Origin of the sequence: Ciceribacter sp. T2.26MG-112.2, assembly GCF_900492205.1 — a bacterium.
GTDB lineage: Bacteria > Pseudomonadota > Alphaproteobacteria > Rhizobiales > Rhizobiaceae > Allorhizobium > Allorhizobium naphthalenivorans_A.
In genome coordinates, this window is record NZ_UEYQ01000009.1 from 64,621 (window position 1) to 88,714 (window position 24,094).

The window sequence follows — 24,094 nt, forward strand, 5'->3', positions numbered from 1 at the left end:
CGGCAAGCGCCGACCGGCCCCCTCCCCCTTGTGGGGAGGGTTGGGGAGGGGAAAAGCCGCAATCTCAGACATCGGCCTGCTTCGCCCGCCGACGGTCTTCCGCCTGGGCCTCGAGGATTTCCCGGACCTTGGCGACGAGGTCGGCTTCCGGCACGACGTCCTGCGCGACGCGGGCCTCGCGCCATTCGGCATTGTCGGTGATCTCGCCGGAGAGGCGCTTGCCCTCGATCAGGTCCTTGATCTGCACCACGCCTTGGGCGCGCTCGTCGCCGCCCTGGATGATGGCGATGGGTGAGCCGCGGCGGTCGGCATATTTCAGCTGGTTGCCGAACTTCTTCCAGTTGCCCTGGTACATTTCGGCGCGGATGCCCTCGTTGCGAAGCGCCTGCGTGAAGCGCTGGTAGCGGCCCATGCTCTCGACATCGCCGTCCATGACGGTGACGAGCACCGGCGCCAGGACCTCGTCCGCGCCGAGCTTGCCGAGGTTCTTCAGCGCCGTCATCAGGCGCGAGACGCCGATGGAGAAACCGGTGGCCGGAACCGGCTGGCCCATGAAGCGGGAGACGAGACCGTCATAACGCCCGCCGCCGCCGACCGAGCCAAAGACGACCTTTTCGCCCTTCTCGTTGGTAACGTCGAAGGTCAGTTCGGCTTCGTAAACGGGGCCGGTGTAGTATTCGAGGCCGCGGACGACGCTTTGATCGATTCTGATTCGATCCGCCTCATAACCAGCTGAAACAAATAGCTTCTGCATGGTGACCAGCTCTTCGAGCCCTTCCTCAAGTTTCGCAGTGGAAACCGCCCCCAGTTGGCCAATCTCGCTGGCCGAGAGACCCAATTCCGGTGAAATCATCTCAACTTGAAATCCTGCGTCAACACCGACTGATTTCGGATCTGCCGCGACCGCCGGCTTCGTTAGAATCAACGCCAACAACGTTGTGATTTGCTGGTCATTCAAGCCCGCGCCTTTGGTGAAGTCGCCAGACTCGTCCTTGCGTCCTGCACCAAGCAGCAGCTTCACGCCCTCGACGCCAAACTTATCCAGCTTATCAATCGCCCGCAGCACGTTCAGCCGGCGGCCGGCGTTCTCCTCGCCACCAAGACCGATCGCCTCCATCACCCCGTCGAGAACCTTGCGGTTGTTCACCCGGATCACGTAGTCGCCGCGCTTGATGCCAAGCGCTTCCATCGTATCCGCCATCATCATGCACATTTCGGCATCCGACTGGACGCCCGGTGCGCCGACGGAATCCGCGTCGAACTGCATGAACTGGCGGAAGCGGCCCGGACCGGGCTTTTCGTTGCGGAAGACATAGCCAGCGCGGTAGGTGCGATAGGGAAGCTGGATTTCCTGGAAGTTCTCCGCCACATGGCGGGCGAGCGGGGCCGTGAGGTCGTAGCGCAGCGACATCCACTGCTCGTCGTCGTCCATCAGCGAGAAGACGCCCTCGTTCGGCCGGTCGGCATCGGGCAGGAATTTTCCGAGCGCATCGGTATATTCGAACAGCGGGGTTTCGACCGGGTCGAAGCCGTAGCGCTCGTAGACTTCGCGGATCTTCGCCGTCATCTCGTTGACCGCACGAATGTCGGCCGCCTCGCGATCGACGAAGCCGCGCGGCAGGCGGGCTCTCAGTTTCTGCGGCTTCTTGGTCTTTTCGCTCATGATGCGGGCACCGGATTTCTTCGTTTTCAAATGTGTCGGTGTCTTAGAGGATCAAGGTTTTGGCGGCAAGGGCGAAGGCTGGAAGGCAGGGCGAACGGGTGGTATATTCTTGGCCAAACGAGGGGTCGGCCGATGAACAGGCAATTGACGATCGACATGCCGGACGAAATGCATGCCGAACTTGAGCGGCATGCGGCCGCGGCAGGCATGAGTCTTGAGGCCTATCTGGTGGACGTCCTCATCGCCCGGATTTCGCGCGAAGAAAGTTTGCGACAGAAAAACGCGGGCAAGGCTGAGGAAACACAACTCGGCGAAGGAGCGCCATGAATGCGCCACCGCTCGCAAATCTACCGGTAGCCCATGATCCTCGAAGCCCTGAACTATGCCGCGACCTGGCCGCTGACCGCGCCCGGTCACCGTCCCTTCATGCGCTCGTCCGTCAATCTCTGGTCGCGCGCCGGGCGCTGTGCCGCCGACTGGCGGGAGCATGAGGAGAACAGCAAGGCGGCGGTTCTTGCGGCGATGGCAAAGTGTCGGCAGCGCCGCACCGCCGTGGTGCTCGGCTCGGGCCTGCTGCGCGACGTGCCGATCATCGAACTCTCCCGCGCCTTCGACACGGTCGTTCTCGTCGATCTCGTCCATCTAGCGAACGTCAGGGCCTGGCTTGGCATGAAGGGGCTGAAGAACGTCCGGCTGATCGAGCGCGATCTTTCCGGCTATGAGGACCTGAGAGCCGGCGGCGCGGCCGATCCGCTCGGCTTCCTGCGGCAGGTGCCCTATCTCGACTTCGTCGTTTCGGCCAATCTCCTGTCGCAGATCGGACAGGGCGCGAAGCGGCGACTGGAAAAGGAGGGCGGACACGGCATGCCCGCCGACACGCTGCCGCGATTGATCCGCGCCCATCTCGACGGACTGGGCGCCCTTCCGGTTCAGACCTGCCTCGTCACCGACATTGGCTATGCGGTGATCGACCGGACCGGACGGCTTAGCGAAGAGGGCGACCTGCTGCATGGCGTGGCTGTTCCTTCGCACGCGGCCGAATGGGACTGGCCTGTCGCGCCGCTCGGCGAGGAGAGCCGGGACTACCGCATTTTGCACAAGGTCATCGCGGTCTGACCCCGTTCAGAACAGATCACATCACGAAACCGGCATGGCGGACGGACCGGCCTTGCTTTCGACGAAATGCGGCTTAATTTCCAGGCCATGACGCTGCTGATCCGCACCCTCCTTGTCCTCGCCGCGCTGGCCTATGGCGCCATGCCGCTGACCGGCGTAGCCGCGATGGCTTCGGGGGATATGAGCGTCGCAAGTGCGGTTGCAGAGCCAGCAACAAGGGGCCACGCCCCGCATGGCCACGCGATGCAGCCTGCGGCCAAGGGGATATCGGCAACCGCCACGGCCAATGCCGATTGCCCGCATCCTGGCAAGACGGACCGGACGCCGCATTGCGCGGCCTGCCTGACGCTGCCGGCCGCTCTCGAGATCGCCGCCTCCGGCAAGCAGCCGCGCGCTGCCGAAGCATCGGCGATCATCGTCGCCTTGTCCTCCTGGCCGACCGCCCCTCTCGATCCCCCTCCCCGCGTCTGACGACATCGATTCATTTTCAATGGCGCCTGTCGCCAAACCATGAATTCCGTCTCAAAGACAAAGGAAAAACCATGACTATCAAGGCACTCTTCACTGCATCCGCCGTCCTGCTTTCGACCGCTGCCTGGGCCCAGGACAGCACCAGCCACGAAGGCCACACCGCGACCATGGACATGAGCCAACCGGTCGGCGACCAGGGCCCGTCCAGCAAGGCCTTCGCGGAGGCCAACGCAAAAATGCACGCCGACATGGCGATAGAATTTTCCGGCGATACCGATGTCGATTTCGTCCGCGGCATGATTGCCCATCACCAGGGGGCGATCGACATGGCGAAGATCCAGCTGCAATACGGCAAGGATCCGGAAATCCGCAAACTCGCCGAAGAGATCATCAAGGCCCAGGAAGGCGAGATCGCCATGATGAAGGGATGGCTGGCCAAGCAAGGCCAGTGATCCGCCGGAACGGCCAAGCCTAACGCTTGACCCCCACTGACGGCACATCCCGGCTCATCTTCTCCAGCATGGACGCCGCCCGGCTCGGGCGGCGTTCCTTGTGCCGCAGAATGGAGAACTGCCGGGCCGGCAAAGCGAAATTCGCCGCGACGAGATTACCGTCACGCATCCTGCAGGCCGCGGCGATCCCCGAGACGACTGCCGCGCAGGGGCCGGCGACCACGGCCGAAAGCACCGCTTCGTTGGATGGCAGCGTCAGCACCGTGCGCAGGCGCGCCGGATCTTCGCCGAGCCGTCGCAGGGTTTCCTCGAAGGTCGAGCGGGTTCCCGAACCTACTTCGCGCATCACCCAGCCGGTATCCTCGACCAGTTGACGGGGCGACAGCGCCCGCCCGTCGGCAAAGGGATGGTCGGGCGCCGTTGCAACCAGAAGCGCATCATCCGCCACCTTGGCAACGGCAAGGGCCGGATCCAGCACCGTTCCCTCGACGAAGCCGATATCGGCGGTCCCCGCGTTCACCGCCTGGGCGACAGAGCGGGTGTTGCCGATGGTCAGTTCGAGTTCGACGCCCGGATAGTCGGCGTGAAACCGCATCAGCACGGGCGGCAGCCAATAGCTGGCCACCGTCTGGCTGGCATGGACGGCAAGTCGCCCACGCGACAACCCGCCCAGTTCCGACAGCATCAGTTCGGCGGCCCGCGCCCGGGCGAGCGTCGCGCGCGCCTCGTCGAGGAACAGCCGGCCCTCCCCGGTCAGTTCGATGCGGCGGCCGACACGATGAAACAGCGCCACCCGATAATAGGCCTCGAGAGTGCGGATCGCGGCGCTCACTGCCGACGGCGTCAGGCCGATCGCGGCGGCGGCGCGGGTCAGGTGCTCGCGTTCGGCGACCGCGACGAAAATGGATAGCTGTTCGAATGTCATGGCCAATCATTCACTTGAAGCGAATGATTCATACGCAATTATGCGATGGAAGTCGACGGTTGCACGGAGAACAATAGACCGTCTCCCACTGGTCCCCGCCGTCATGATCTCCTCCTCCCGCCTGATCTCATATCTTCCCGGCCTTGCCCTCTCCAGCGCGGTCGCGGTCGCCGGCCTGCTCCTCGAAAGAGCCGAACTCGCACTGTCGGGCGCACGTCCGATCGAGAGCCTGGTCCTCGCCATTGTCATCGGCACGGCCCTGCGCTCCGGGTTCAGGCTGTCGCCCGCCTTCACCCCCGGTATCACTCTCTCAGCGCATTTTCTCCTGGAATGCGCGATCGTCGCGCTTGGTGCCTCGGTCAGCTTCACGGCCATTCGCGAGGCGGGACCACAGCTCGTGGCCGGCATTGCCGTGGTCGTGCTGCTGTCGATCGCCACCAGCTTTTCCATCGGCCGACTTATCGGCCTTTCGCCCAGGCTCGCTTTCCTCATTGCCTTCGGCAATTCGATCTGCGGAAACTCCGCCATTGCCGCGTCGGCTCCCGTGATCGAAGCCAGTGCCGAGGACGTGGCGGCCTCGATCGCCTTTACCGCCGTGCTCGGCGTGGTCGCCGTGCTGGCCATGCCGCTGATGAGCATCGTGGTCCATCTCTCGGCGGTTCAATACGGCGTCTTTGCCGGGCTCACCGTCTATGCCGTACCGCAGGTGCTCGCGGCGACGGCACCGATCGGTGCGGTCAGCCTGCAGACCGGGACGCTGGTGAAGCTCATCCGCGTGCTGATGCTCGGTCCACTGCTCTTCATCGTCGGCCTTGCGCGGGGCCTAGGCGGCCGGCGTTTGTCCCTCGCCCATGTGCTGCCCTGGTTCATCGTCGGCTTTGCCATCATGGCGGCGCTCCGGTCGGCCGATCTGCTTGCGCCCGACACGGTCGCGCTGCTCACCTCGACCTCCAGCCTGCTCACCACCGTGGCCATGGCGGGTCTCGGGCTCTCCGTCGACGTGCGCAGCCTCAGGCAGGCCGGCGGCCGCGTGGTGATGGCGGCGCTCGGCTCGCTTCTCGCGCTCTGCTGCATCAGCATGGCGATGATCACCCTGATCGGCATCGTTTGAACGCCGCGGCCTCGCCATCGCCCAACGAAGGCGCTATTTTGCCAGGGTGTGGTCGCAAGAGAGAGACGTGCATGAGCATCCGCCCCCTCACCGTGATCGGCTTCGACGCCGACGACACGCTCTGGCAGAACGAACAGTTCTACCGGCTGACGGAAGAGCATTTCCGTGGCCTGCTGGCAGATTTCGCCGAGGGCGAGCACATATCGCAGCGCCTGCTCGAGGCGGAAAAGCGCAACCTTTCGCATTACGGTTTCGGGATCAAGGGCTTCACCCTGTCGATGATCGAGACGGCGCTGGAGGTGACCGAGGGTCGCGTGCCGACGCAGATCATCGGCGAGATCCTGTCGATCGGCCGGGATCTGCTCAGCCATCCGGTCGAGACCATGCCGCATGCCCGCGATACGCTGGAAGCGCTGGCCGGCGACTATTACCTGGTGCTGATCACCAAGGGCGACCTGTTCGACCAGGAGCGCAAGCTGGCCCAATCGGGGCTCGGCGACTATTTCGACGCGGTGGAGATCGTCTCGGACAAGTCGGCGACGACCTATCGCCGCATCTTCGGCAAGGCGGCGGACGGGCCGGAGCAGGCGATGATGATCGGCAATTCGTTGAAATCCGACATCGTGCCGGCGATCGCCACCGGCGCCTGGGGCGTGTTCGTGCCGCACGAACTCACCTGGGTTCTGGAGCGCGTGGAAAAGCCGACGGAGGCGCCGCGCTTCCGCGAGATCGCCCATCTCGGCGAACTGCTTCCGCTCCTTGACGAAATCGGCAGATAGAGGCGGTGTCGAAGATGCATTTGTTCGACGAGATCTGGCAAATTGCCGCTGATCGCAAGGGCGGGGTCGCCGCGGTGGAAGCGGCGCTGCAATACCCGAACGCCAGGGACGAGATCGCCGCCACGCCGGACGATCGTTTCCTCGCCACCATGACCAAATGTATCTTCCAGTCCGGCTTCAACTGGAAGGTCGTCGAGGCCATGTGGCCCGGTTTCGAGGCGGCGTTCGACGGCTTCGACATCGGCCGGTGCAGCATGTTGCATGACGAGGATTTCGAACGGCTGGTCTCGGACAGCCGCATCGTCAGGCACGGACAGAAGATCCGCTCGGTGCAGGAGAACGCCGTCTTTCTGTCGGAACTGGCGCGCGAGCACGGCAGCGCCGCCCGCTTCTTCGCGGACTGGCCGGCCGACAATTATATGGGACTTCTCGACCTGCTGAAGAAGCGCGGCTCCCGGCTCGGCGGCAATACCGGTCAGTACTTCCTGCGTTTTTCCGGGATCGACAGCTTCATCCTGTCGCAGAGCGTGGTGAACCGGCTGATCGCCGAGGGCGTGGTCGACAGACAGCCCTCCTCGGCCAAGGACAAGGCCGCCGTACAGGCCGCGTTCAACATCTGGCGGGCGCAATCCGGGCGCTCGCTGACGGAGATCAGCCGGATTCTGGGGCTCAGCATCGATTGAGGCGGCCTGTCCGCTCCTTGTTCAATAACGAAGTGAAACGGTTCCCCCCGTTCGCCCTTCCGGCGACACCTACCCGCAGGACAGCAGGAGACCGCGCAGGCCGGTCCATTCCGGTCTGCTGTCGGAAGGTGGCGGCGGCGTCAGTTGCGATCGGCGAATTGAACGGCCGCCCAATCCCTCACGAATGAACCCAGCCTGCGGAACTCCTCCGCTCTCGAAGACTGCTTGCGCCACACCAGGCTGATCATGCGTGCGCCCGCCTCTCCCTCGACCGGGATCGCCGAAACGGAACTCGACTGCAGGATGCCCGCTCGCACCGCAAGCTGCGGCAGCAAGGTTGTGCCCATGCCTTCGGCGACCATGGCCACCAGCGTATGCAGGCTGGTCGCGGAGAAGCTGTTCTGCGCCTTGCCGGCCATGCTCTCCAGAAGCGGCAAGGCATGGCTGTGCAGGCAATGGTCGCGTTCGAGCAGGAGCAGCGGCTCTCGCTCGATCTCGTCGATCCCGATGCTGTCGGACGTGGAGTGGCCATTGGCCGCATCGCAGGCAAAAACGTAAGGGTCGGAGAACAGCGGAAAGACCTCGCAGCCCTCTGTTGCATAGGGAAGGGCCATCAGCAGGAGATCGAGCCTTCCGTCGGCCAGTCGCTCGAGCAGGGCCTCTGTCCTGTCCTCGCGCAGGGCGAGCTTCAGTTCGGGAAACCGGGCGTTGATCTGCGGCAAGAGGCGCGGCAGGAGGAAGGGGCCGATTGTCGGGATGACGCCGAGCTCGATCAGGCGCGACATGGGCCTGGCCGCATGGGTTCCGAGTTCGACGATCGCTTCGGCATCCTGCAGCAGGCGCCGCGCCCGATCCACCACCTGCTGGCCGAGCGGAGTAATCAGCACCGAGCGTTTGGTCCGCTCGGCGACCGGTACGCCGAGCAGCGCCTCAAGTTCGCGGATACCCGAACTCAGCGTGGATTGCGTGACGGCACAGGCATCGGCTGCCTTGCCGAAATGCAGCGTATCGGCAAGCGCCACCAGATAGCGCAACTGTCTCAGGCTCGGTAGCGGCACCATACAAATCGGTTCCTTCGATCACTGTAGCCCATATAATTCATTTCTTCGTTGCTTCGCAATAACGTATATATCTGTCGTCGGGATCGGTTATCCCTTGGACCAATCCCGTGAGGCACTGCGGAGCGACATTGAGGCTCCGTCGGGTCACCGCTCCCAAGGCTCAAAGTGCCTAAAACGATCATAAAGGCTCGAGGCTTACCCCAGCCCGCCGCGCCAGCAAAGAAGGAATGAAGACATGAGCTGCTCCGAAACCACCCCCATCACCCCGACACAGCAGGCCCCGGCCGCCGTCGCACCGGCCCTTGCTCCCGCGATCGCGGTGGCGGCCCCCGCACCTGTCGCGGCCATGCCGCGCATCAACGAGCCGGCACCGGCCTTTTCTGCCAAGAGGACCCATGGCGACCGCAGCCTGGAAGACTACAAGGGCAAATGGCTGGTGCTATTCTCCCATCCGGCGGACTTCACGCCGGTCTGCACCACGGAATTTATCGGTTTCGCCAACGCCTCTGAAGAATTCAAGGCGATGAATTGCGAACTTCTCGGTCTGTCGATCGACAGCATCTATTCCCATCTCGCCTGGGTGCAGAACATCAAGGAAAAGTTCGGCACCGAGATCACCTTCCCAATCATCGAGGATCTCTCGATGCGGGTGGCAACGGCCTACGGCATGATCCATCCCGGCGCCTCCGACACTTCGGCCGTGCGTGCCACCTTCATCATCGACGACAAGGGCATCCTGCGCGCGATGATTTACTACCCGATGACCAACGGCCGTAGCGTCCCTGAGGTGCTTCGCCTGGTCAAGGCCCTGCAGACCAGCCTCAAGCACGGCGTCGCTACGCCGGAAAACTGGCAGCCAGGCGACAAGGTCCTGGTTAGTTCACCGAAGACCGTGGCAGAAGTGGAAAAGCGCCTCTCTGAAGGCCTTGAAACCACCGACTGGTACTTCACCGTCAAGAACCTCGCCTGATCCAAGCTGCCCCGGCGTCCGACCGGCGCCGGGGCATCGGCCTCTCCCCGACCGATGTAAGGGAACTCGCTTCCCTTGAGTGGGGTTGAGCATCGCGGAAACATCATTCATTCAACAGGGAAGGAACCCAGCATGACTGCAAAGCCCGAGGTGAAAGGCTTCTTCGACAAGCGCACGTTCAGCGTCCAGTATGTCGTCAGCGACCCGGCAACCGGCAAATGCGCCATCATCGACCCGGTGCTCGACTATGACGAGAAGTCCGGAGCGACCGCGACCCACAATGCCGATGCGCTGCTCGATTATGTCGCCGAGAAAAGCCTGACGGTGGAATGGATCCTCGACACCCATCCGCATGCCGACCATTTTTCCGCCGCCCATTATCTCAAGGGCAAGACCGGCGCGCCAACCGCAATCGGCGCGCATGTCGTCGATGTGCAGGAGCTGTGGAAAGGCATCTACAACTGGCCCGACTTCCCCGCCGACGGTTCGCACTGGGACCGCCTGTTCGCAGCCGGCGACAGTTTCTCGATCGGCGAACTGCAAGGAAGGGTATTGTTTTCCCCCGGTCACACCTTGGCTTCCATCACCTATGTGATCGGCGATGCGGCCTTCGTGCACGACACGCTGTTCATGCCCGACAGCGGCACCGCGCGGGCTGATTTTCCCGGCGGCAGCGCCAAGCGACTGTGGGCCTCGATCCAGGAGATCCTGTCCCTGCCCGACGAGACGCGCCTGTTCACCGGCCACGACTATCAGCCTGACGGCCGCGAACCGCTGTGGGAAACCACCGTCGCCGAACAGAAGCGCAGCAATCCGCATATTGCCGGCAAGGATGAAGCCGCCTTCGTCGCGCTGCGCAACAAGCGTGACAAGACCCTTCCCATGCCGAAGCTCATCCTGCATGCGCTGCAGGTCAACATCCGCGGCGGACGCCTTCCGGAGCCGGAAGCCAATGGCAAGCGCTACCTGAAGATCCCTCTGGATGCCTTGTCGGGAGCGGCCTGGGAATGATCGATGTCATTCCCCAGGCCATCGCGGCAATCGGTTCGGGCGGGCTGGTGGGGTTCACCCTCGGCCTGATCGGCGGCGGCGGCTCCATCCTCGCCACGCCGCTGCTCCTTTATGTCGTCGGCATATCCCAGCCGCATATAGCGATCGGCACCGGCGCCCTGGCCGTGTCGATCAATGCCTATGCCAATCTCATCGGCCATGCCCGCAAAGGGCATGTCTGGTGGCGTTGCGCGATTGTCTTTGCCGCGACGGGCACCGTCGGGGCGCTGGCCGGCTCGAGCCTCGGCAAGGCGTTCGATGGACAAAAACTGCTTTTTCTGTTCGGACTGTTGATGCTGGCCGTTGCCGCCCTGATGCTGAGGCCGCGGACCACGCTTACCTCAAGCATCGTCAAGACGGATCGGCTCACCTGCTGGAAGACGGCCGCCGTCGCGCTTGGCGCCGGCGCCGCCTCCGGCTTTTTCGGCATTGGCGGTGGCTTTCTGATCGTCCCCGGTCTGATGCTTTCGACCGGCATGCCGATGATCAGTGCGGTCGGTTCGTCATTGCTCGCGGTCGGCACCTTCGGCCTGGCGACCGCGATCAACTATGCCGTCTCGGGCCTCATCGACTGGCCGATCGCGGCCGAGTTCATCGGCGGCGGCGTGATCGGCGGCCTTGGCGGCATGTTGCTTGCGACCCGGCTTGCTACGAAACGGAACCTGCTAAATCAGATCTTTGCGGCACTGATCATCGTCGTGGCGCTCTACGTGTTGTACAAGAACAGCGCCGCGGCCTTACCTCTTTGATGACGGGCGCAATATGACACATTCCAAGCAGCAGAAGTTCTGGAACAGGATAGCCGGGCGTTACGCGGCGCGGCCGCTCAAGGACGTGGCCGCCTACGAAGCCATGCTGGCCGATGTTGCGTCCCATCTCAAACCTTCGGACCGCGTCCTTGAGCTCGGTTGTGGCACCGGAGGTACCGCAATTCGACTGGCCGTCGGTGTCGCGCACTGGACGGCCACCGACTTCTCTTCGGAAATGATCGACATCGCGCGGGCCAAGCCCGCGGGAGATAACATCAGCTTCGTTGTCGCCGACGCCGGCAGTGCTTTCGACGGCGGCCCGTTCGACGCGATTTGTGCATTCAATGTGCTGCACCTGGTAGAAGATCACCCAGCCGCGTTGGCCCGGATTTTCGCCAATCTGAAGCCCGGCGGCCTGCTGATCACCAAGACCTGGTGCTTCGCCGACATGCCATTGAGACTCCGCGCCCTGTTTTCACTGCTGCGGGTGGTCGGCATGTTTCCGGCAGCAACCGCGCTGACCGTCTCCCAGCTTCGCCAGGCCATTGTGCAGGCCGGCTTCGAGATTGCCGAAGAGCGGATCTTCGGCAAGTATCCGCAGAACCCCTACATCGTCGCCCGCAGACCGGAATTGGCAGACCCGTAAATTCCGCCAATCTCTGCGCCATGGCGCGGACACCGATATCGCCGACGCGCTTAAGGGCATGCGTGTCAGGCGAGGCAGCGCGAATCAATCCTGGATCAACTCGCCATCCCTGAGCGAGAAGATGCGGTCGAAGCGGTTGAAGATCTTCTCGTCATGGGTCACCGCGATGATGCAGGCATCATTGTCCACGGCGAGCTTGCGCAAGAGATCCATGACGATGCCGGCGCGCTTGGAATCGAGTGCCGCCGTCGGCTCGTCGGCCAGGATGATGCGCGGCTTGTTGGCGAGAGCGCGTGCAATCGCCACCCGTTGCGCCTCCCCGCCCGAGAGCTTCGCAGGCATTGCGTCACGACGATGCCCGACTTCGAGATAGTCGAGCAGGCGCACCGCTTCGCGTCGCGCTTCGGACGAATCACGTCCGGCCAGTTCCAGCACCAGCGCGACATTGTCGACGGCATTGAGAAAGGGAAGGAGATTGTGGAACTGGAAAATAAAGCCGATCTTGTCGAGCCGAAGCCGTCTCAAATCATCCTTCAGCCAGCGGCCGTCGAATACCACATCGCCATCGAGGCTGATCCGCCCGCTCGTCGGCTCCATGATGCAGCCGATCGCATTGAGCAGTGTGGTCTTTCCCGAGCCGGAGGGACCGAGAAGGGCGACGACCTCGCCGGAGTGAATTTTCAGACTGACACTCCGCAGCGCATCGACGCGGGCCTGGCCTTCACCGAAATGCTTCGAAACATTGCTGACCTCGACGAGTATGTCACGTTGTTCTGCCGTCATCATTCTAGCCTCCCAAGGCCGTGGCCGGATCGGCCTTGAGCGCGGCGCGGATACCGAGACCACTGGCAACGACGCAGACCAGAGCGATGATGCCGCCCATCACAAGGGCATCCGGGACATCAAGAACCACGCGCCTGGGGAAGAAATCCTTGACCAGGGACAATATGCCGAGGCCGAAGAACCAGCCGGTGACGCCGAGCGCGAGCGATTGTTGCATGATCAGCCAAACGATGGTGCGGTCCGGGGCGCCTATGAGTTTCAGGGTGGCGATCTGTTTCAGCTTTTCGATGGTCATCATGTAGATGATCAGCGCGATCACCACCGCCGACACAGCCATGAGGATAGCCATGAAAAGGCCGAGCTGGCGGCGTTGCCTTTCGATCACCGACCGTGTGAGGAGGGTTTCCTCCTGGACTTGCGTCATGCCGGACAGATGCTTCCATCGCCGGACAGATGCCGTTACCTGTTCCGGGTCGGCTTGGGGATGAAGTCGCGCAATCACCGCATTCACGCTATCCTGGCTTTCGCTCACCTCCCCTTTGGCGCGTTTGACACGTACCGCGGCAGGGTCGATCTCGAATTGCAGCGTCTGGGCGTCGAGCAGAGAAATGTAGACTGCGGGATCCCCACCCGAATTGACGTGATTGCGCACAAGGCCGACCACCTCGAAATGGTTGCGGCCCAGGCGAACCCTGTCGCCGAGTGACAGACCCGTGCGGGTATCGGCGATCATTTCGAAATGGGTCCGTGTGATCGGCCGACCGGCGATAAGATCCTGCGGTCCCCCGAGACGCGAAGGCTCGTAGCCGATGATGTAGAGGCGGCGGGATGTACCATTATACTCGCCATCGGCATTCTGGTAGGTGACGCTGCCCGCGTCCGCCACACCCTGCAGGCGGGCAACCGCCTCGCGCGTCGATCCGGGAATGCGAGAGGATTCCGCAAACGGGCCTTTGGTTTCGGCTTCGACGACCCATACATCGACTTTGGGCGCGCGGGCGATGGTCAAGGCATCGATCACGGCACCATTGTAAATTCCCATCATGGCGAGAACCACGGCCATGAGGAGGCTCAGTCCAAGGCAGGTCAGCACGAAGCGGAAGAGATTGTGGCGGACATCGCGATAAGCAAGGTTCATGGCTTGACCGGCAATGCTGATGCGGACCGCCCGTCCTTCAGGCCGGGTCCTCGGGAGGTGACGACAGAGGCTCCCTCAGGCAAGCCGCCGGTCATCTCGTAACGCGCGTCCTCGGAACGAGTGCCGAAGGACAGGGGCCTTTTCCGCAACACGCCGTCTTCAATCACCCAGGCTTTGCCTGAGGAGCCATCGAATTCGTAGATGGCGTTCTGCGGCACCATCAGGGATTTCGACAGCGTTTTCACGGTGATCCAGACTTCTGCCTGCTCTCCGAGATAAGGTTGCGTGGGACAGTCCTCGCAGACGATCCAAACCTTGCGTTCCTCGTTGGCGCGGTCGCTTTCGAGGCCAATGCGAGCGATGTGTCCTTCTATGACGCTGTTCGGAAGCGACCGCAGGCGGATTTCCGCCGGCTGTCCCACCTCGAGCGGACCGGCCTGTTCTTCGTCGACATAGGCGAGGGTCCAGATGCTGTCCGGCTCGATGAGCGTGAAAATGACCTCGCCCGAGCCGATGACCGACCCCACTTCCCTCTGTCGGTCGATCACCACCGCATCATACGGCGCGCGCAGGATGTGCTGCTCCAGGATCGTCTCTTCGTAGCTCACCTTGGCCTGGGCGTCGGTCAATTGCGCTTCGGACACATTGACCTCGCTCTGTGCAACCGACAAATCCGCTGCTGCGACCTTTTCGTCTCGCAGCGCCTCCTCCGCCTCCTGCTGCGTCGTGGCGTTGCGGCTGGCGAGGGACTTTTTGCGTGCGCTGTCATCGCGTCGCTGCGCGTAGACTGCCTCGGCACGCGATACGTTCGCCTTGGCCTTCAGGACGTACATCTCTGCCGCCAGGCGGGTGGCTTTTGCCTGCGCGAGGCGGGCTTCCTGTTCCGCCGAATTCAGCTTGGCCAGCACCGTGCCCTTGGCGACCGTGTCACCGTGATCCGCATGAAGTTCGATCAACGTGCCCGGGACCTCGAAGCCAATCTTCGACAACACCCTGGCTTCCACCGTTCCGAGACCGAAAACCCTGATCGGGACGGTCTCCGACGGCCTGACGACCTCGACTTTCAAAGGTCGGTTCTGCAGGAAGAGGTAGCCCCCCGCGGCGACCGTCCCGATCAGGACGACCCCCAGAGCGAACTTCAAACGAGCTTTCATGCAGCAACTCCGGCGTGAGGCGTGACAAGGACTGTAGTCCATCCAGGGATGGGGCCGATTGGGTCGGGAGGTCGGGCTTCGGATCAAACCGGACCGACCTATCGCAATATAGTATTATTACAATATGACTTATGTCACGTCCGATGGCGAAGAATGTCATGGGAAAATTTTCGCTCTGCGAAATCCGTGGCGCGTTCTTGCGGTACCGGCTGGGACTCCTGAAAAGCCCGTCATTCGGCAGGCGGCGCCCGCCCCACCCTGTCATCGACAGAGGCGGACCGGCCTTCGCTGTTGCGTCGAGAGAATCGTTTTGCCGAATCCCGCAGGCAATGGGATCCTTCAATGTTGCAGGGCTGAATTGCCGACGGGGCGGCAACACATGCGGTTGCCGCCCCGTGCTGGCGTCAGTCTCCAGCCGGGGGATGAAGCAGGGACCGAGCAGTGCGGACTAGAGGACTGCGAAGCATCATCCAAGCCCCGCTGTAGCCCCCCCCCCGGATGCACCTCAATGTTCGCCTTCCGCTGGATTCATGATCCTGCGATCCTCCTGCATCTCCAGCCACATGGCATTGACGACGGCAAAGATCGCGGCGAGCGGCAGGCCCAAGAGCCAGGCAAAATACCACATCGTTCTTGTCTCCTTCAGTAAACGGTGCCGCTGTCGGCATTGATATCGGCCTCGGTCACCTTGCCCCACAGGACCTTGTAGACCCAGGCGGTGTAGGCGAGGATGATCGGCACGAAGATGACGGCCATGACCAGCATGACGAACAGCGTCTGGTGCGAGGACGAGGAATTCCACACTGTCAGCGACGATTTGGGATCAACCGACGACGGCAGGATGAAGGGGAACATCGTCAGCCCGACCGATGAGATGATGCCGGTGATCGCGAGCTTGGAGTAGAGCAACGTCGAGACTTCGCGACCGGCCCTGAGGCCGAAGAAGGCCAGAACCGCGCCGATGACGCCGAGAACCGGAGCCACGGCGATCCATGGACGCTCGGAATAGGCGGCAAACCAGGAGGGCGTACGCATGACCTCGCCGAGCAGCGGATTGGACGGACCGTCGGTGACGACGGTTCCCGGGATCGCGTAGCCGGAAATCCCCGTTGCCAACCAGACACCGGCCAGAAGATAGGCGACGATGGTCACCAGAGCGGCGACCGAGCCGATTTTGCGGGCCCGAATCTGAACCGGCCCCTCCGACTTCAGCTGAAGCCAGGCCGCACCATGCATCGTCAGCATGGCAATGGAGACCAGGCCGGCAAGGAGCGCGAAGGGATTGAGCAGGCCGAAGAAGGTGCCGTCATAGAAGATCATCAAGTCTTCGTTGAAGCGGAAGGGGGCCCCTTGAAGGACATTGCCCATGGCCACGCCGAAGATCAGCGCCGGCACGGCGCCGCCGACGAACAGCGCCCAGTCCCAGGCGGAGCGCCACAGGGCACTGTCGCGCTTCGAACGATACTTGAAGCCAACCGGACGCAAGATGAGGGCTGCCAGAACCGCGAACATGGCGAGATAGAAGCCGGAGAAGCTGACGGCATAGAGCGGCGGCCAGGCGGCGAAGATCGCCCCGCCCCCGAGGATAAACCAGACCTGGTTGCCTTCCCAGACCGGACCGATCGTGTTGATGGCGACACGGCGCTCCACGTCGGTCTTGCCGACGAAGGGAAGCAGGGTACCGACGCCCAGGTCAAAGCCATCGGTCAGGGCAAAGCCGGTGAGCAACACGCCGAGCAGCAGCCACCAGACGACCCGCAGCAGTTCGAAGTCCAGGAATTGATGAAGGATCATGATCGTTACTCCGCGGGTTGGGCAAACGGCGAGGGTGCACTCAGCCGGTCACGATGCTGCTTCTGCCATTGATCGGTCTCGGACACGTCTACGTGCGGACCCTTGCGGATATATTTGAGCATCAGCCCCATCTCGATGACGAAGAGCACGGTGTAGAACATTACGAAGCCGGCCAGCGTAATCGCCAAATCGGTGACGGACAGTTGCGAGGCCGACAGCGCGGTCGGCAGGACGCCGTCCACAGTCCAGGGCTGACGGCCGAATTCGGCGACGAACCAGCCGAGTTCGGCGGCGATCCACGGCGTCGGGATGATGATGACGGCGAGCCACAGCGCCAGGCGGGGGAACTGCATCCTGCGGAAAGATGCCATCCAGAAGAACCAGGCCATGACCGCGATGAAGGAGAAGCCGAGCGCCACCATCAGGCGGAACGCCCAGAACAGCGGCCAGACGGTCGGAACCGTGTTATTGGCAGCCATCTTGATCTGGTCGTCGCTCGCCAGTCGCGGATCGTCGACATAGCGCTTCAGGAGCAGGGCGAAGCCGAGATCCTTGCTGTGCGCCTCGAAAGTTGTGCGAACTTCGTCGGAAACCTGGCCCTTTTCGGCGCGGTAAGTCATCAGCGCGTCATAGGCGATCTGGCCGGAGCGGATCCGCTCTTCGGCCTGCTGGACCAGATCGGCGATGCCGGGAATCTCGTGGGTGAGCGAACGCGTACCGATCAGGCCCATGACATAGGGGATATGCAGGGCATAATGCGTCTCGCGGGCCTCCTGATCGGGAAAGCCAACCAGTGTGAAGGAGGCCGGCGCGGGAAGCGTTTCCCACATGCCTTCGATCGCGGCGAGCTTCATCTTCTGCGAATGCGTGACCGAGTAGCCGGATTCGTCGCCGAGGACGACGACCGAAAGGGCCGATGCCAGGCCGAAGCTGGCGGCAACCGCGATCGAGCGGCGGGCAAGGTCGGTATGGCGGTTCTTCAGCAGGTACCAGGCAGACACCCCGAGCACGAAGACCGAGGCCGTGACATAGCCGGCCGACACCGTGTGGACGAACTTGGCCTGGGCGACTTCATTGAAGACCACGTCGAAGAAAGAGGTCATCTCCATGCGCATCGACATCGGATTGAACTGCGCGCCGACCGGATTCTGCATCCAGCCATTGGCAATCAGGATCCACAGCGCCGAGAAGTTCGAGCCGATCGCCACCAGCCAGGTGACGATCATGTGCGCGCGCTTGGAGAGCTTGTCCCAACCGAAGAAGAACAGCCCGACGAAGGTCGCCTCGAGGAAGAAGGCCATGAGCCCCTCGACCGCGAGCGGCGCGCCGAAGATGTCACCGACGTAGTGACTGTAATAGCTCCAGTTCATGCCGAACTGGAATTCCATGGTGATGCCGGTGGCCACACCCAGCACGAAGTTGATGCCGAACAGGGTGCCCCAGAATTTCGTCATCTGTCGCCAGATGGGACGATCCGTCATGACATAGACCGTTTCCATGATCGCAATGATGATGGAAAGGCCGAGCGTCAAGGGGACGAAGAGAAAGTGATACATCGCCGTCATCGCGAATTGCAGGCGTGACAGCTCGACAATATCGAGTTCCATGGTCTTGCTCTCGGTTGGTTAAAACATGCATCCACGACGCATAATATTTTTTATATGTATCAACCGAGCGACATCGTCCTTGATGTGGATCAATATCGTATATCAAGTATGCACCTTTACCGATGACCGATCGCGATCTCCCCATTGGCCCAGGCACGCTCTGCGTCGCGGTGGGCCGCAACCAGGATCGCCGCCTCGGGAAAACCCTGACGCAAGCGCTCGAGAAGCATCCGCGCCGTTTCCTCGTCGAGACCTTCCGTCGGCTCGTCGAGAAGGATGATGCGAGGCCGGCGCAGCAACATCCGGGCGAGCGCCAGCCGTCTTCTTTCGCCGCCCGACAGGCCGAGACCGGCCTCGCCGAGTTGGCAATCGAGTCCCCCTCTTTCTTCGACCACCCTATCGAGGCAGGCAATCTTCAGGCTGTGCCAGAGCATATCATTTGAGGCTGCGGGGTCGGCGACGCGCAGATTGTCTGCGATCGTACCACTGACCAGCGCCGTGCGTTGTGGCAGATAGCCGATGCAAGCGGCACGCTCCGCCTCGCCAAGGGCATCGAGCGGTCGGCCCTCGACGATGACCGAGCCTTGGGCCGGCGTCATCAATCCGCGCACGACATTCAGAAGCGTTGTCTTGCCCGAACCGCTCGGCCCGACCAGTGAAAGGGTCTCGCGAGCGCGGACGGAAAATGCGATGCCCTGGAACAGGACGCGGCTCTGCTGTCGGCAGGCCAGGTCCGAGACACTCAGCAGCGGATGGTCGGCAGGAAGAGGAGACGCCGCCATCGGGTTTCCCGGTGCGGGGCCAGCCGGATCGTCGAACTGGGCCTCGATCCGGCGTGCGGCATCCGTCATCTTGCCCAGTTCGGCAATGCCTCGCGCCAGGGGTGCCGCGGTCTCGACCAGCGCCAGCGCGGCGAAGAAACCAAGCGCGGCACTGGCCGGATCGATTGTTCCGTCGGCGACCGCAAGCCCGCCGATCAGCAATCCACCGCCGGCGGCGATCGTGCCGGCAAGGCCGAGGAGAATGGCCGAGACCCGTTCGACCGCATCGATCCTTGCCTGCGCCCTTTGCAGCCGGCGATGCGCATCGAGGATGGACTGGCGATGGTCTTCCAGCCGGCCGGCGACGGCAAGCTCGGTCTGTCCGCGCATCATATCGATGAACCGCATGCGCAAGGCCTGCATCGCCCTTTGAGCAAAGCGCGACGGCTGCCGGGAAAAGCGCGCGGCAAAGACGAGCGCCGCCCCCAGACCGCAAACATAGCTGCCGATCTCCCAAAAGGCGACGGAGGGGAGGACGAGCCAGCCGATCAACACAAGGGCGGCGGCCAGAACCAGGGTCGCGGCGATGGCCGGCATGACGAGACGCAAGGCGACGCCGTCGAGCGCATCGACATCGATCGTCAGGTGATTGAGCCGCTCCGAACCGCGCAGGCGCGCAAGCAGCACGACCGGCTTCTGCAACATCGCGCTCAGCAGTGCGACGCGCAATTCGGCAAGCCCTTTCAGCGTTGCGTCATGGGTCGCCAGCCGCTCGCCATAACGGGCGGCGGCCCGGCCAAGGGCGAGAAACCGGACGCCGGCGCTGGGGCGAAAGACGTCGAAGGTGAGGCCGGCGCCCGCAAGGCCCGCCATGCCGGCGGCGGTGATGAACCAGCCGGACAGGCCCAGCAACGCAAGGCCGGCGCCAAGAACGGAGACGGACAAAAGGATACCGATGGCAAGGGCGCCGAAGCGCCGGCGCCAGACACGCAGGAAAACCCGCCAAAGCGCCTTCATGCGGCATCCCCCAGACGAATGACGCGATCAAGCCGCGCGATCAGGCGCGGGTCGTGGGTCGCGATCACCAGCGTCGCCCCCTGCCGGCCTGCCGCCTCCAGGGCCCCGATCACGCGATCAGCGGTTGCGGCATCGAGATCCGCCGTCGGCTCGTCCGCGAAGATCACCCGGGCGTCGGCATAGATGGCGCGCGCGATCATCAACCGCCGCGCCTCGCCGCCTGAGACGCCGCTACCGTTTTCGCCGAGACGGGTTTCGACGCCACGCGGAAGTGCCGTTACGACCCCCTCGGCCGAGGCGGCATGAAGGGCCGCCTCGAGCCGGATAGCATCCGCCCGCCCGTCCACGAGGGAGATATTGGCGCGCAGGCTGGCATTGAGCATGTGCGGATGCTGGCCGACGAAACCGATCATGCTTCTCCAGGCGTCGGCATGGTCATCGTCGAGCGGCTGACCGGCGACCTCGATCTGGCCGCCCGATGGCCGGACGAGGCCTGCAAGCAAGGCGATCAGGGTCGTCTTGCCGGCTCCGCTCGGCCCGACGATCGCCACTTTTTCCCCCGGCATGATGCGTATGTCCGGAAAAGCAATCTCCCGGCCGCCGGTCGAACAGCGCAATCCGGTCGTCGCGACCGTCAGGCTGCCCGAAAGACCCGCCGGCGCCTTTCCGCCCCGGCCAAGAATCGTCTGCCGCGGCTCTCTCTCGCGCTCGGCCAGTTCGCCGGCCACGGCAAGGGCGGCGGCCTTGTCGTGCCAGGCGGAAGCGAGGTCCCTGAGCGGCTGGAAGAAATCCGGCACGAGCAGCAGGATGAAGATGCCCTCGGCGATCGACAGCGGTGTTGTATAGGCCCCAAAGGTGAACGTGCCGAGCAGGCTGAAGCCGACATAGACGGCGACCATGGCAATGCCGATGGCGGAGAAGAGCTCGAGCACCGTCGAGGAAAGGAAGGCGATGCGAAGTACCTCCATCGTCCTGGCGCGCAAGGTCTCCGCCGACTGGCGGAACCGGTCGACCGTTCTTTGCTCGGCGTTCAGCAGGCGGATGTCGGCGGCGGCGTTCAGCCATTCCAGCAGGACCGAATTGAGCGTTCCGGTCGCGACCATGTGTTTTTCACTGGCGTCGCGTGCGGCCATGCCGATCAGTGCCATGAAGACCGGAATGAGCGGACCGGCGACCAGAAGCACGAGGCCGGCTACCCAGGAGATCGACGTCACGACGATCAACAGGGCGGCAGGCACGATCGCCACCTTGATTGCGGCCAGCCGATAGCGTGTTGCAAACGGCATCAGGGCGTCCAGCTTGCTGGCCAGGAGCGTGGCAAGCGCCGCCGATGTCTGCCGGCCCTCGCCAAAGGGCGAGGTGAGGCTTTCCCGGGCGATCAGGTCGGTGCGTTCGCGTGTGACGATCCGCTGTGCAACATGAAAGGCCATTCGCCCGGCCAGGGCTTCGCCCAGGTGGCGCGCAAGACCGAGGCCGACGAATGCCAGGACGGTCGGCACCGGCGCAAGGGCCGGCGGGCGCGTTTCCACGAGCGCTGCCAGAAGCTGCGCGACCAGCCAGGCCTGGGGAATCCACAAAAGCGCCGAAAGGACCGCGAAGCTCGCAGCCACCGCCATGGGCCGGCCATCTTGCCGTGCCATGGCACCGAGCCTGCGGCGCGCGGGATCGCTTTCAATCTTCTTCGTTCTGGACAAGGCGAGCCTAAAGGGAGATTTTTGATGCAGGTTTTGGCCGAGACTAACGGCGTAGCTGATCTTGATCAAATTCCAAATTGTCGCGCTGTCGTAAGAGAGAGGCAGTGCAAGTTCGCCCGTTGACCGGAAAACTGAATAATGCGGCTCACCACACGGACCAATCTGGCCATCAGGACTTTGATGTTCTGTGCCGTCAATGCGCAAATCACGGTGCGCAAGAGCGACATCGCCGCTGCCTGCAACGCCTCGGAAAACCACCTTGGCCAGGTGATCCGTGTCCTCGGCCAGCACGATTTCATCGACGCGACCCGCGGGCGGCATGGCGGCCTGCAACTGATGCGCGCGCCTTCGGAAATCAATATCGGCGCCGTCTTCCGCGTTTTCGAGGCCGATCTGCCCTTTGCGGAATGCTTCAGTATCACCAACACCTGTCCTCTGGTCGAAGTCTGCTGGCTACGCAATGCGATCCGCGACGCGGTGGAGGCTTTTTATGCTTCGCTCGACAAGGTGCGCCTGTCCGATCTGGTCGAGGGCAATGCCGGACTTGCCGCCTTGCTGCATTTTCAAGCCCCGCCCAGATGTTCCAGCATGGGACAAAGACCTGCGGCCGTCCCGCGCCTGACCTCGGCGGAAAGGACCGCTCGAGTCCTTCAAGAAGACATCGAGACGTCGTGACGCGCACAATCCCGGGATTGTCGCAGGACAGCGTCGCCCTTTCGGTGTGAGGCACCACGCATCCACGCCGGCCGTGAGGGCCTTCAGGGCAAGCGGGAAATACGCCGTTCAAGCAGGCCGGACGAACTGCGCGCGCATCGCTTCCACCGGCTCGCGGCAGCAGCAGCCCTCGATATGGTCGTTGACCAGGCCCATGGCCTGCATGAAGGCATAGACGGTGGTCGGGCCGACGAAGGACCAGCCGCGCTTCTTTAGATCCTTCGACAGGCGAATGGACGTCGGCGAGGTGGGATTGGCTCTGAGTGTCGCATAATCCATACGCTGCGGACGCTCCTGCGGGCTCGGCTCGAAGCTCCAGAAATAACGCGCGAGCGAACCGAACTCGGTTGCAAGATCGACGGCATGCCGGGCATTGTTGATCGTCGAAACGATCTTGCCGCGGTGGCGCACGATGCCGGTGTCCGAAAGACAACGCGCGATGTCGGCATCGTCGAACAGGGCGACTTTATGGAAATCGAAGCCGGCGAAGGCGGCGCGGAAATTCTCGCGCTTGCGAAGAATGGTCAGCCAGGACAGGCCTGACTGGAAGCCCTCGAGGCAGATCTTCTCGAACAGGCGGCGATCGTCGGTGACCGGCCGTCCCCATTCCTCGTCGTGATAGCGGCGGTAGTCGTCAAGACCGCCATGCCAGAAGCAGCGATCCAGTCCATCCTCACCGGGAATCAGCCCCGTCTTTTCCATGCGCGATGATTCCCTTAACCTTGGCGGAAGTCCGTTTACCATTTGTTCACTATTTTTCCAAACGCTGCGCTAACCCTGATGAAAGGTTTACGGGGTCTGCGGCCTTTTCATCAACGGGCATTTACCAATTGTCGCGACGGCGCTGGCACGATCGCAATGAAAGCCAATAAGGGCTTGCCTCCTCGGTCCCATGTAGCGAGTTGTCCGATGTTCGAGAAATCCTATTTCCTGGCCGCGCTTGTCGGCCTTTCTGTCGCCTTGCCCGCGGTCCAGCCCGCCAGCGCGAACGATCGTTACCAGAGCCGCCCGCCGGTGATCGTCAGCCCCGATCTTTCCGCCCCCTGGGTGATGCAGCTCGGCGGCGCCCAGCGGCCGGTCGTCTACGCGCCGCGCGCCGCACAGCCGCAGATGCGCACCTATCAGCGCCAGGTCCAGCGGCGAGCGCCGCAGGCAACGCTCGTCCAGCCGGCCACCGCTCGCCCCAACAAGCCGGTGCGCAGCCAGATCGACCCGGTCTTCTTGCCGCAGATGGTTGCTTACGATAGCCCGCACAAGCCGGGCACCATCGTCATCGACACCAATAATCGCTTCCTCTATCTCGTCACCGGCAATGGTCAGGCGCGCCGCTATGGCGTGGGCGTCGGCAAGCCGGGCTTCGAATGGGCCGGCAAGCACAAGATCACCGCCAAGCGCGAATGGCCCGACTGGGTCCCGCCGAAGGAGATGATTTCCAGGGAAGCGGCGAAGGGGCATTATCTCCCGGCCCGCATGGAAGGCGGACCGGAAAATCCGCTCGGCGCGCGCGCCATGTATCTCGGCTCGACGCTTTACCGCATCCATGGCACCAATGCGCCATGGACGATCGGCAGCGGTGTGTCGTCAGGCTGCATCCGCATGCGCAACGAGGATGTGGTCGACCTTTACGAGCGCGTCAATGTCGGAACGAGCGTCATCGTCCTTTGACATATGCCGCAGGTACCGCCGGACTGACCGGCGGTTCGATTTCATCAATTTTCAATGAGGCATTGCTTAAGCACTTGCATCGGGATGGGAG

The 24,094-nt window shown here is 63.0% G+C and carries 24 protein-coding genes and 1 pseudogene; 13 read left to right on the forward strand and 12 right to left on the reverse strand.

Annotation, left to right across the window (positions count from 1 at the left end):
- Positions 1-64: 64 nt before the first annotated feature.
- The gene (gene hisS, locus DYZ14_RS14560) at positions 65-1,663 is read right to left on the reverse strand and encodes a histidine--tRNA ligase (RefSeq protein ID WP_154721348.1); all 1,599 of its coding nucleotides are present in this window, start codon (positions 1,661-1,663) and stop codon (positions 65-67) included.
- 132 nt (positions 1,664-1,795) lie between these two features.
- Here hisS and DYZ14_RS14565 point away from each other — a divergent pair, with 132 nt between their 5' ends.
- The 4 genes from DYZ14_RS14565 to copM all read left to right on the forward strand — a co-directional run bounded on the left by DYZ14_RS14565 (position 1,796) and on the right by copM (position 3,702).
- Entirely contained in the window at positions 1,796-1,990 is a 195-nt protein-coding gene (locus tag DYZ14_RS14565) for a hypothetical protein (protein WP_154721349.1), read from the forward strand.
- A gap of 33 nt (positions 1,991-2,023) precedes the next feature.
- Entirely contained in the window at positions 2,024-2,779 is a 756-nt protein-coding gene (locus DYZ14_RS14570; RefSeq protein WP_154721350.1) for a hypothetical protein, read from the forward strand.
- 66 nt (positions 2,780-2,845) lie between these two features.
- Positions 2,846-3,250 carry a hypothetical protein gene (locus tag DYZ14_RS14575; RefSeq protein WP_154721351.1) on the forward strand — a complete coding sequence of 135 codons (405 nt, stop codon included), beginning with the start codon at positions 2,846-2,848 and terminating at the stop codon, positions 3,248-3,250.
- A 71-nt stretch (positions 3,251-3,321) separates the two neighbouring features.
- The gene (gene copM, locus DYZ14_RS14580) at positions 3,322-3,702 is read left to right on the forward strand and encodes a CopM family metallochaperone (RefSeq protein WP_154721352.1); all 381 of its coding nucleotides are present in this window, start codon (positions 3,322-3,324) and stop codon (positions 3,700-3,702) included.
- A 19-nt stretch (positions 3,703-3,721) separates the two neighbouring features.
- Here copM and DYZ14_RS14585 read toward each other — a convergent pair whose 3' ends face one another.
- Positions 3,722-4,627, reverse strand: coding sequence for a LysR family transcriptional regulator (locus tag DYZ14_RS14585; protein ID WP_154721353.1), 906 nt, complete (start codon positions 4,625-4,627; stop codon positions 3,722-3,724).
- Positions 4,628-4,730: 103 nt separating this feature from the next.
- On the opposite strand from DYZ14_RS14585, the gene DYZ14_RS14590 reads away from it, so the two are divergent.
- The 3 genes from DYZ14_RS14590 (at position 4,731) to DYZ14_RS14600 (ending at position 7,200) form a co-directional block, all read left to right on the forward strand.
- Positions 4,731-5,738, forward strand: a complete 1,008-nt coding sequence (locus tag DYZ14_RS14590; RefSeq protein ID WP_232365554.1) for a YeiH family protein — start codon at positions 4,731-4,733, stop codon at positions 5,736-5,738.
- Positions 5,739-5,809: 71 nt separating this feature from the next.
- Positions 5,810-6,517 (forward strand): HAD family hydrolase, encoded by a 708-nt coding sequence (locus tag DYZ14_RS14595; protein ID WP_154721355.1) that lies wholly within the window; start codon positions 5,810-5,812, stop codon positions 6,515-6,517.
- Positions 6,518-6,531: 14 nt separating this feature from the next.
- The gene (locus DYZ14_RS14600; RefSeq protein WP_154721408.1) at positions 6,532-7,200 is read left to right on the forward strand and encodes a DNA-3-methyladenine glycosylase I; all 669 of its coding nucleotides are present in this window, start codon (positions 6,532-6,534) and stop codon (positions 7,198-7,200) included.
- A 140-nt stretch (positions 7,201-7,340) separates the two neighbouring features.
- Here DYZ14_RS14600 and DYZ14_RS14605 read toward each other — a convergent pair whose 3' ends face one another.
- The gene (locus DYZ14_RS14605) at positions 7,341-8,261 is read right to left on the reverse strand and encodes a hydrogen peroxide-inducible genes activator (protein ID WP_154721356.1); all 921 of its coding nucleotides are present in this window, start codon (positions 8,259-8,261) and stop codon (positions 7,341-7,343) included.
- 346 nt (positions 8,262-8,607) lie between these two features.
- Here DYZ14_RS14605 and DYZ14_RS14610 point away from each other — a divergent pair, with 346 nt between their 5' ends.
- The 4 genes and pseudogenes from DYZ14_RS14610 to DYZ14_RS14625 all read left to right on the forward strand — a co-directional run bounded on the left by DYZ14_RS14610 (position 8,608) and on the right by DYZ14_RS14625 (position 11,676).
- Positions 8,608-9,231, forward strand: a complete 624-nt coding sequence (locus DYZ14_RS14610) for a peroxiredoxin (RefSeq protein ID WP_445292491.1) — start codon at positions 8,608-8,610, stop codon at positions 9,229-9,231.
- A gap of 141 nt (positions 9,232-9,372) precedes the next feature.
- Positions 9,373-10,242, forward strand: a pseudogene (locus tag DYZ14_RS14615) (MBL fold metallo-hydrolase); the annotation flags it as partial.
- The gene (locus tag DYZ14_RS14620; protein ID WP_154721359.1) at positions 10,239-11,030 is read left to right on the forward strand and encodes a sulfite exporter TauE/SafE family protein; all 792 of its coding nucleotides are present in this window, start codon (positions 10,239-10,241) and stop codon (positions 11,028-11,030) included. The pseudogene DYZ14_RS14615 and the gene DYZ14_RS14620, both read left to right, overlap by 4 nt.
- A 13-nt stretch (positions 11,031-11,043) precedes the next feature.
- Positions 11,044-11,676, forward strand: coding sequence for a class I SAM-dependent methyltransferase (locus DYZ14_RS14625; RefSeq protein WP_154721360.1), 633 nt, complete (start codon positions 11,044-11,046; stop codon positions 11,674-11,676).
- Between the two features lie 84 nt (positions 11,677-11,760).
- On the opposite strand, the gene DYZ14_RS14630 is transcribed toward DYZ14_RS14625, so the two are convergent.
- From DYZ14_RS14630 to cydD, 8 genes are all read right to left on the reverse strand, one after another.
- Positions 11,761-12,462, reverse strand: a complete 702-nt coding sequence (locus tag DYZ14_RS14630) for an ABC transporter ATP-binding protein (protein ID WP_232365555.1) — start codon at positions 12,460-12,462, stop codon at positions 11,761-11,763.
- Between the two features lies 1 nt (position 12,463).
- Positions 12,464-13,597, reverse strand: a complete 1,134-nt coding sequence (locus tag DYZ14_RS14635) for an ABC transporter permease (RefSeq protein ID WP_154721361.1) — start codon at positions 13,595-13,597, stop codon at positions 12,464-12,466.
- Positions 13,594-14,739, reverse strand: coding sequence for an efflux RND transporter periplasmic adaptor subunit (locus DYZ14_RS14640; protein WP_232365556.1), 1,146 nt, complete (start codon positions 14,737-14,739; stop codon positions 13,594-13,596). Before DYZ14_RS14640 ends, DYZ14_RS14635 begins: the two co-directional genes overlap by 4 nt.
- A gap of 517 nt (positions 14,740-15,256) precedes the next feature.
- Positions 15,257-15,379, reverse strand: a complete 123-nt coding sequence (gene cydX, locus DYZ14_RS14645; protein ID WP_115671548.1) for a cytochrome bd-I oxidase subunit CydX — start codon at positions 15,377-15,379, stop codon at positions 15,257-15,259.
- Between the two features lie 14 nt (positions 15,380-15,393).
- Positions 15,394-16,545, reverse strand: coding sequence for a cytochrome d ubiquinol oxidase subunit II (gene cydB / locus DYZ14_RS14650; RefSeq protein WP_154721362.1), 1,152 nt, complete (start codon positions 16,543-16,545; stop codon positions 15,394-15,396).
- 5 nt (positions 16,546-16,550) lie between these two features.
- Positions 16,551-18,152 carry a cytochrome ubiquinol oxidase subunit I gene (locus tag DYZ14_RS14655; RefSeq protein ID WP_154721363.1) on the reverse strand — a complete coding sequence of 534 codons (1,602 nt, stop codon included), beginning with the start codon at positions 18,150-18,152 and terminating at the stop codon, positions 16,551-16,553.
- A 116-nt stretch (positions 18,153-18,268) separates the two neighbouring features.
- Complete coding sequence (gene cydC / locus DYZ14_RS14660) at positions 18,269-19,930, reverse strand: thiol reductant ABC exporter subunit CydC (RefSeq protein ID WP_154721364.1); 1,662 nt, start codon at positions 19,928-19,930, stop codon at positions 18,269-18,271.
- Positions 19,927-21,570 carry a thiol reductant ABC exporter subunit CydD gene (cydD, locus tag DYZ14_RS14665; RefSeq protein ID WP_210209295.1) on the reverse strand — a complete coding sequence of 548 codons (1,644 nt, stop codon included), beginning with the start codon at positions 21,568-21,570 and terminating at the stop codon, positions 19,927-19,929. Before cydD ends, cydC begins: the two co-directional genes overlap by 4 nt.
- A gap of 192 nt (positions 21,571-21,762) precedes the next feature.
- Between cydD and DYZ14_RS14670 the strand changes: the two genes are divergently transcribed.
- Entirely contained in the window at positions 21,763-22,299 is a 537-nt protein-coding gene (locus tag DYZ14_RS14670; protein ID WP_154721365.1) for an RrF2 family transcriptional regulator, read from the forward strand.
- A 108-nt stretch (positions 22,300-22,407) separates the two neighbouring features.
- Here DYZ14_RS14670 and DYZ14_RS14675 read toward each other — a convergent pair whose 3' ends face one another.
- Positions 22,408-23,040, reverse strand: coding sequence for a DNA-3-methyladenine glycosylase I (locus tag DYZ14_RS14675; RefSeq protein ID WP_154721366.1), 633 nt, complete (start codon positions 23,038-23,040; stop codon positions 22,408-22,410).
- Positions 23,041-23,247: 207 nt separating this feature from the next.
- Here DYZ14_RS14675 and DYZ14_RS14680 point away from each other — a divergent pair, with 207 nt between their 5' ends.
- Entirely contained in the window at positions 23,248-24,003 is a 756-nt protein-coding gene (locus tag DYZ14_RS14680; RefSeq protein ID WP_154721367.1) for a L,D-transpeptidase, read from the forward strand.
- Positions 24,004-24,094 lie beyond the last annotated feature (91 nt).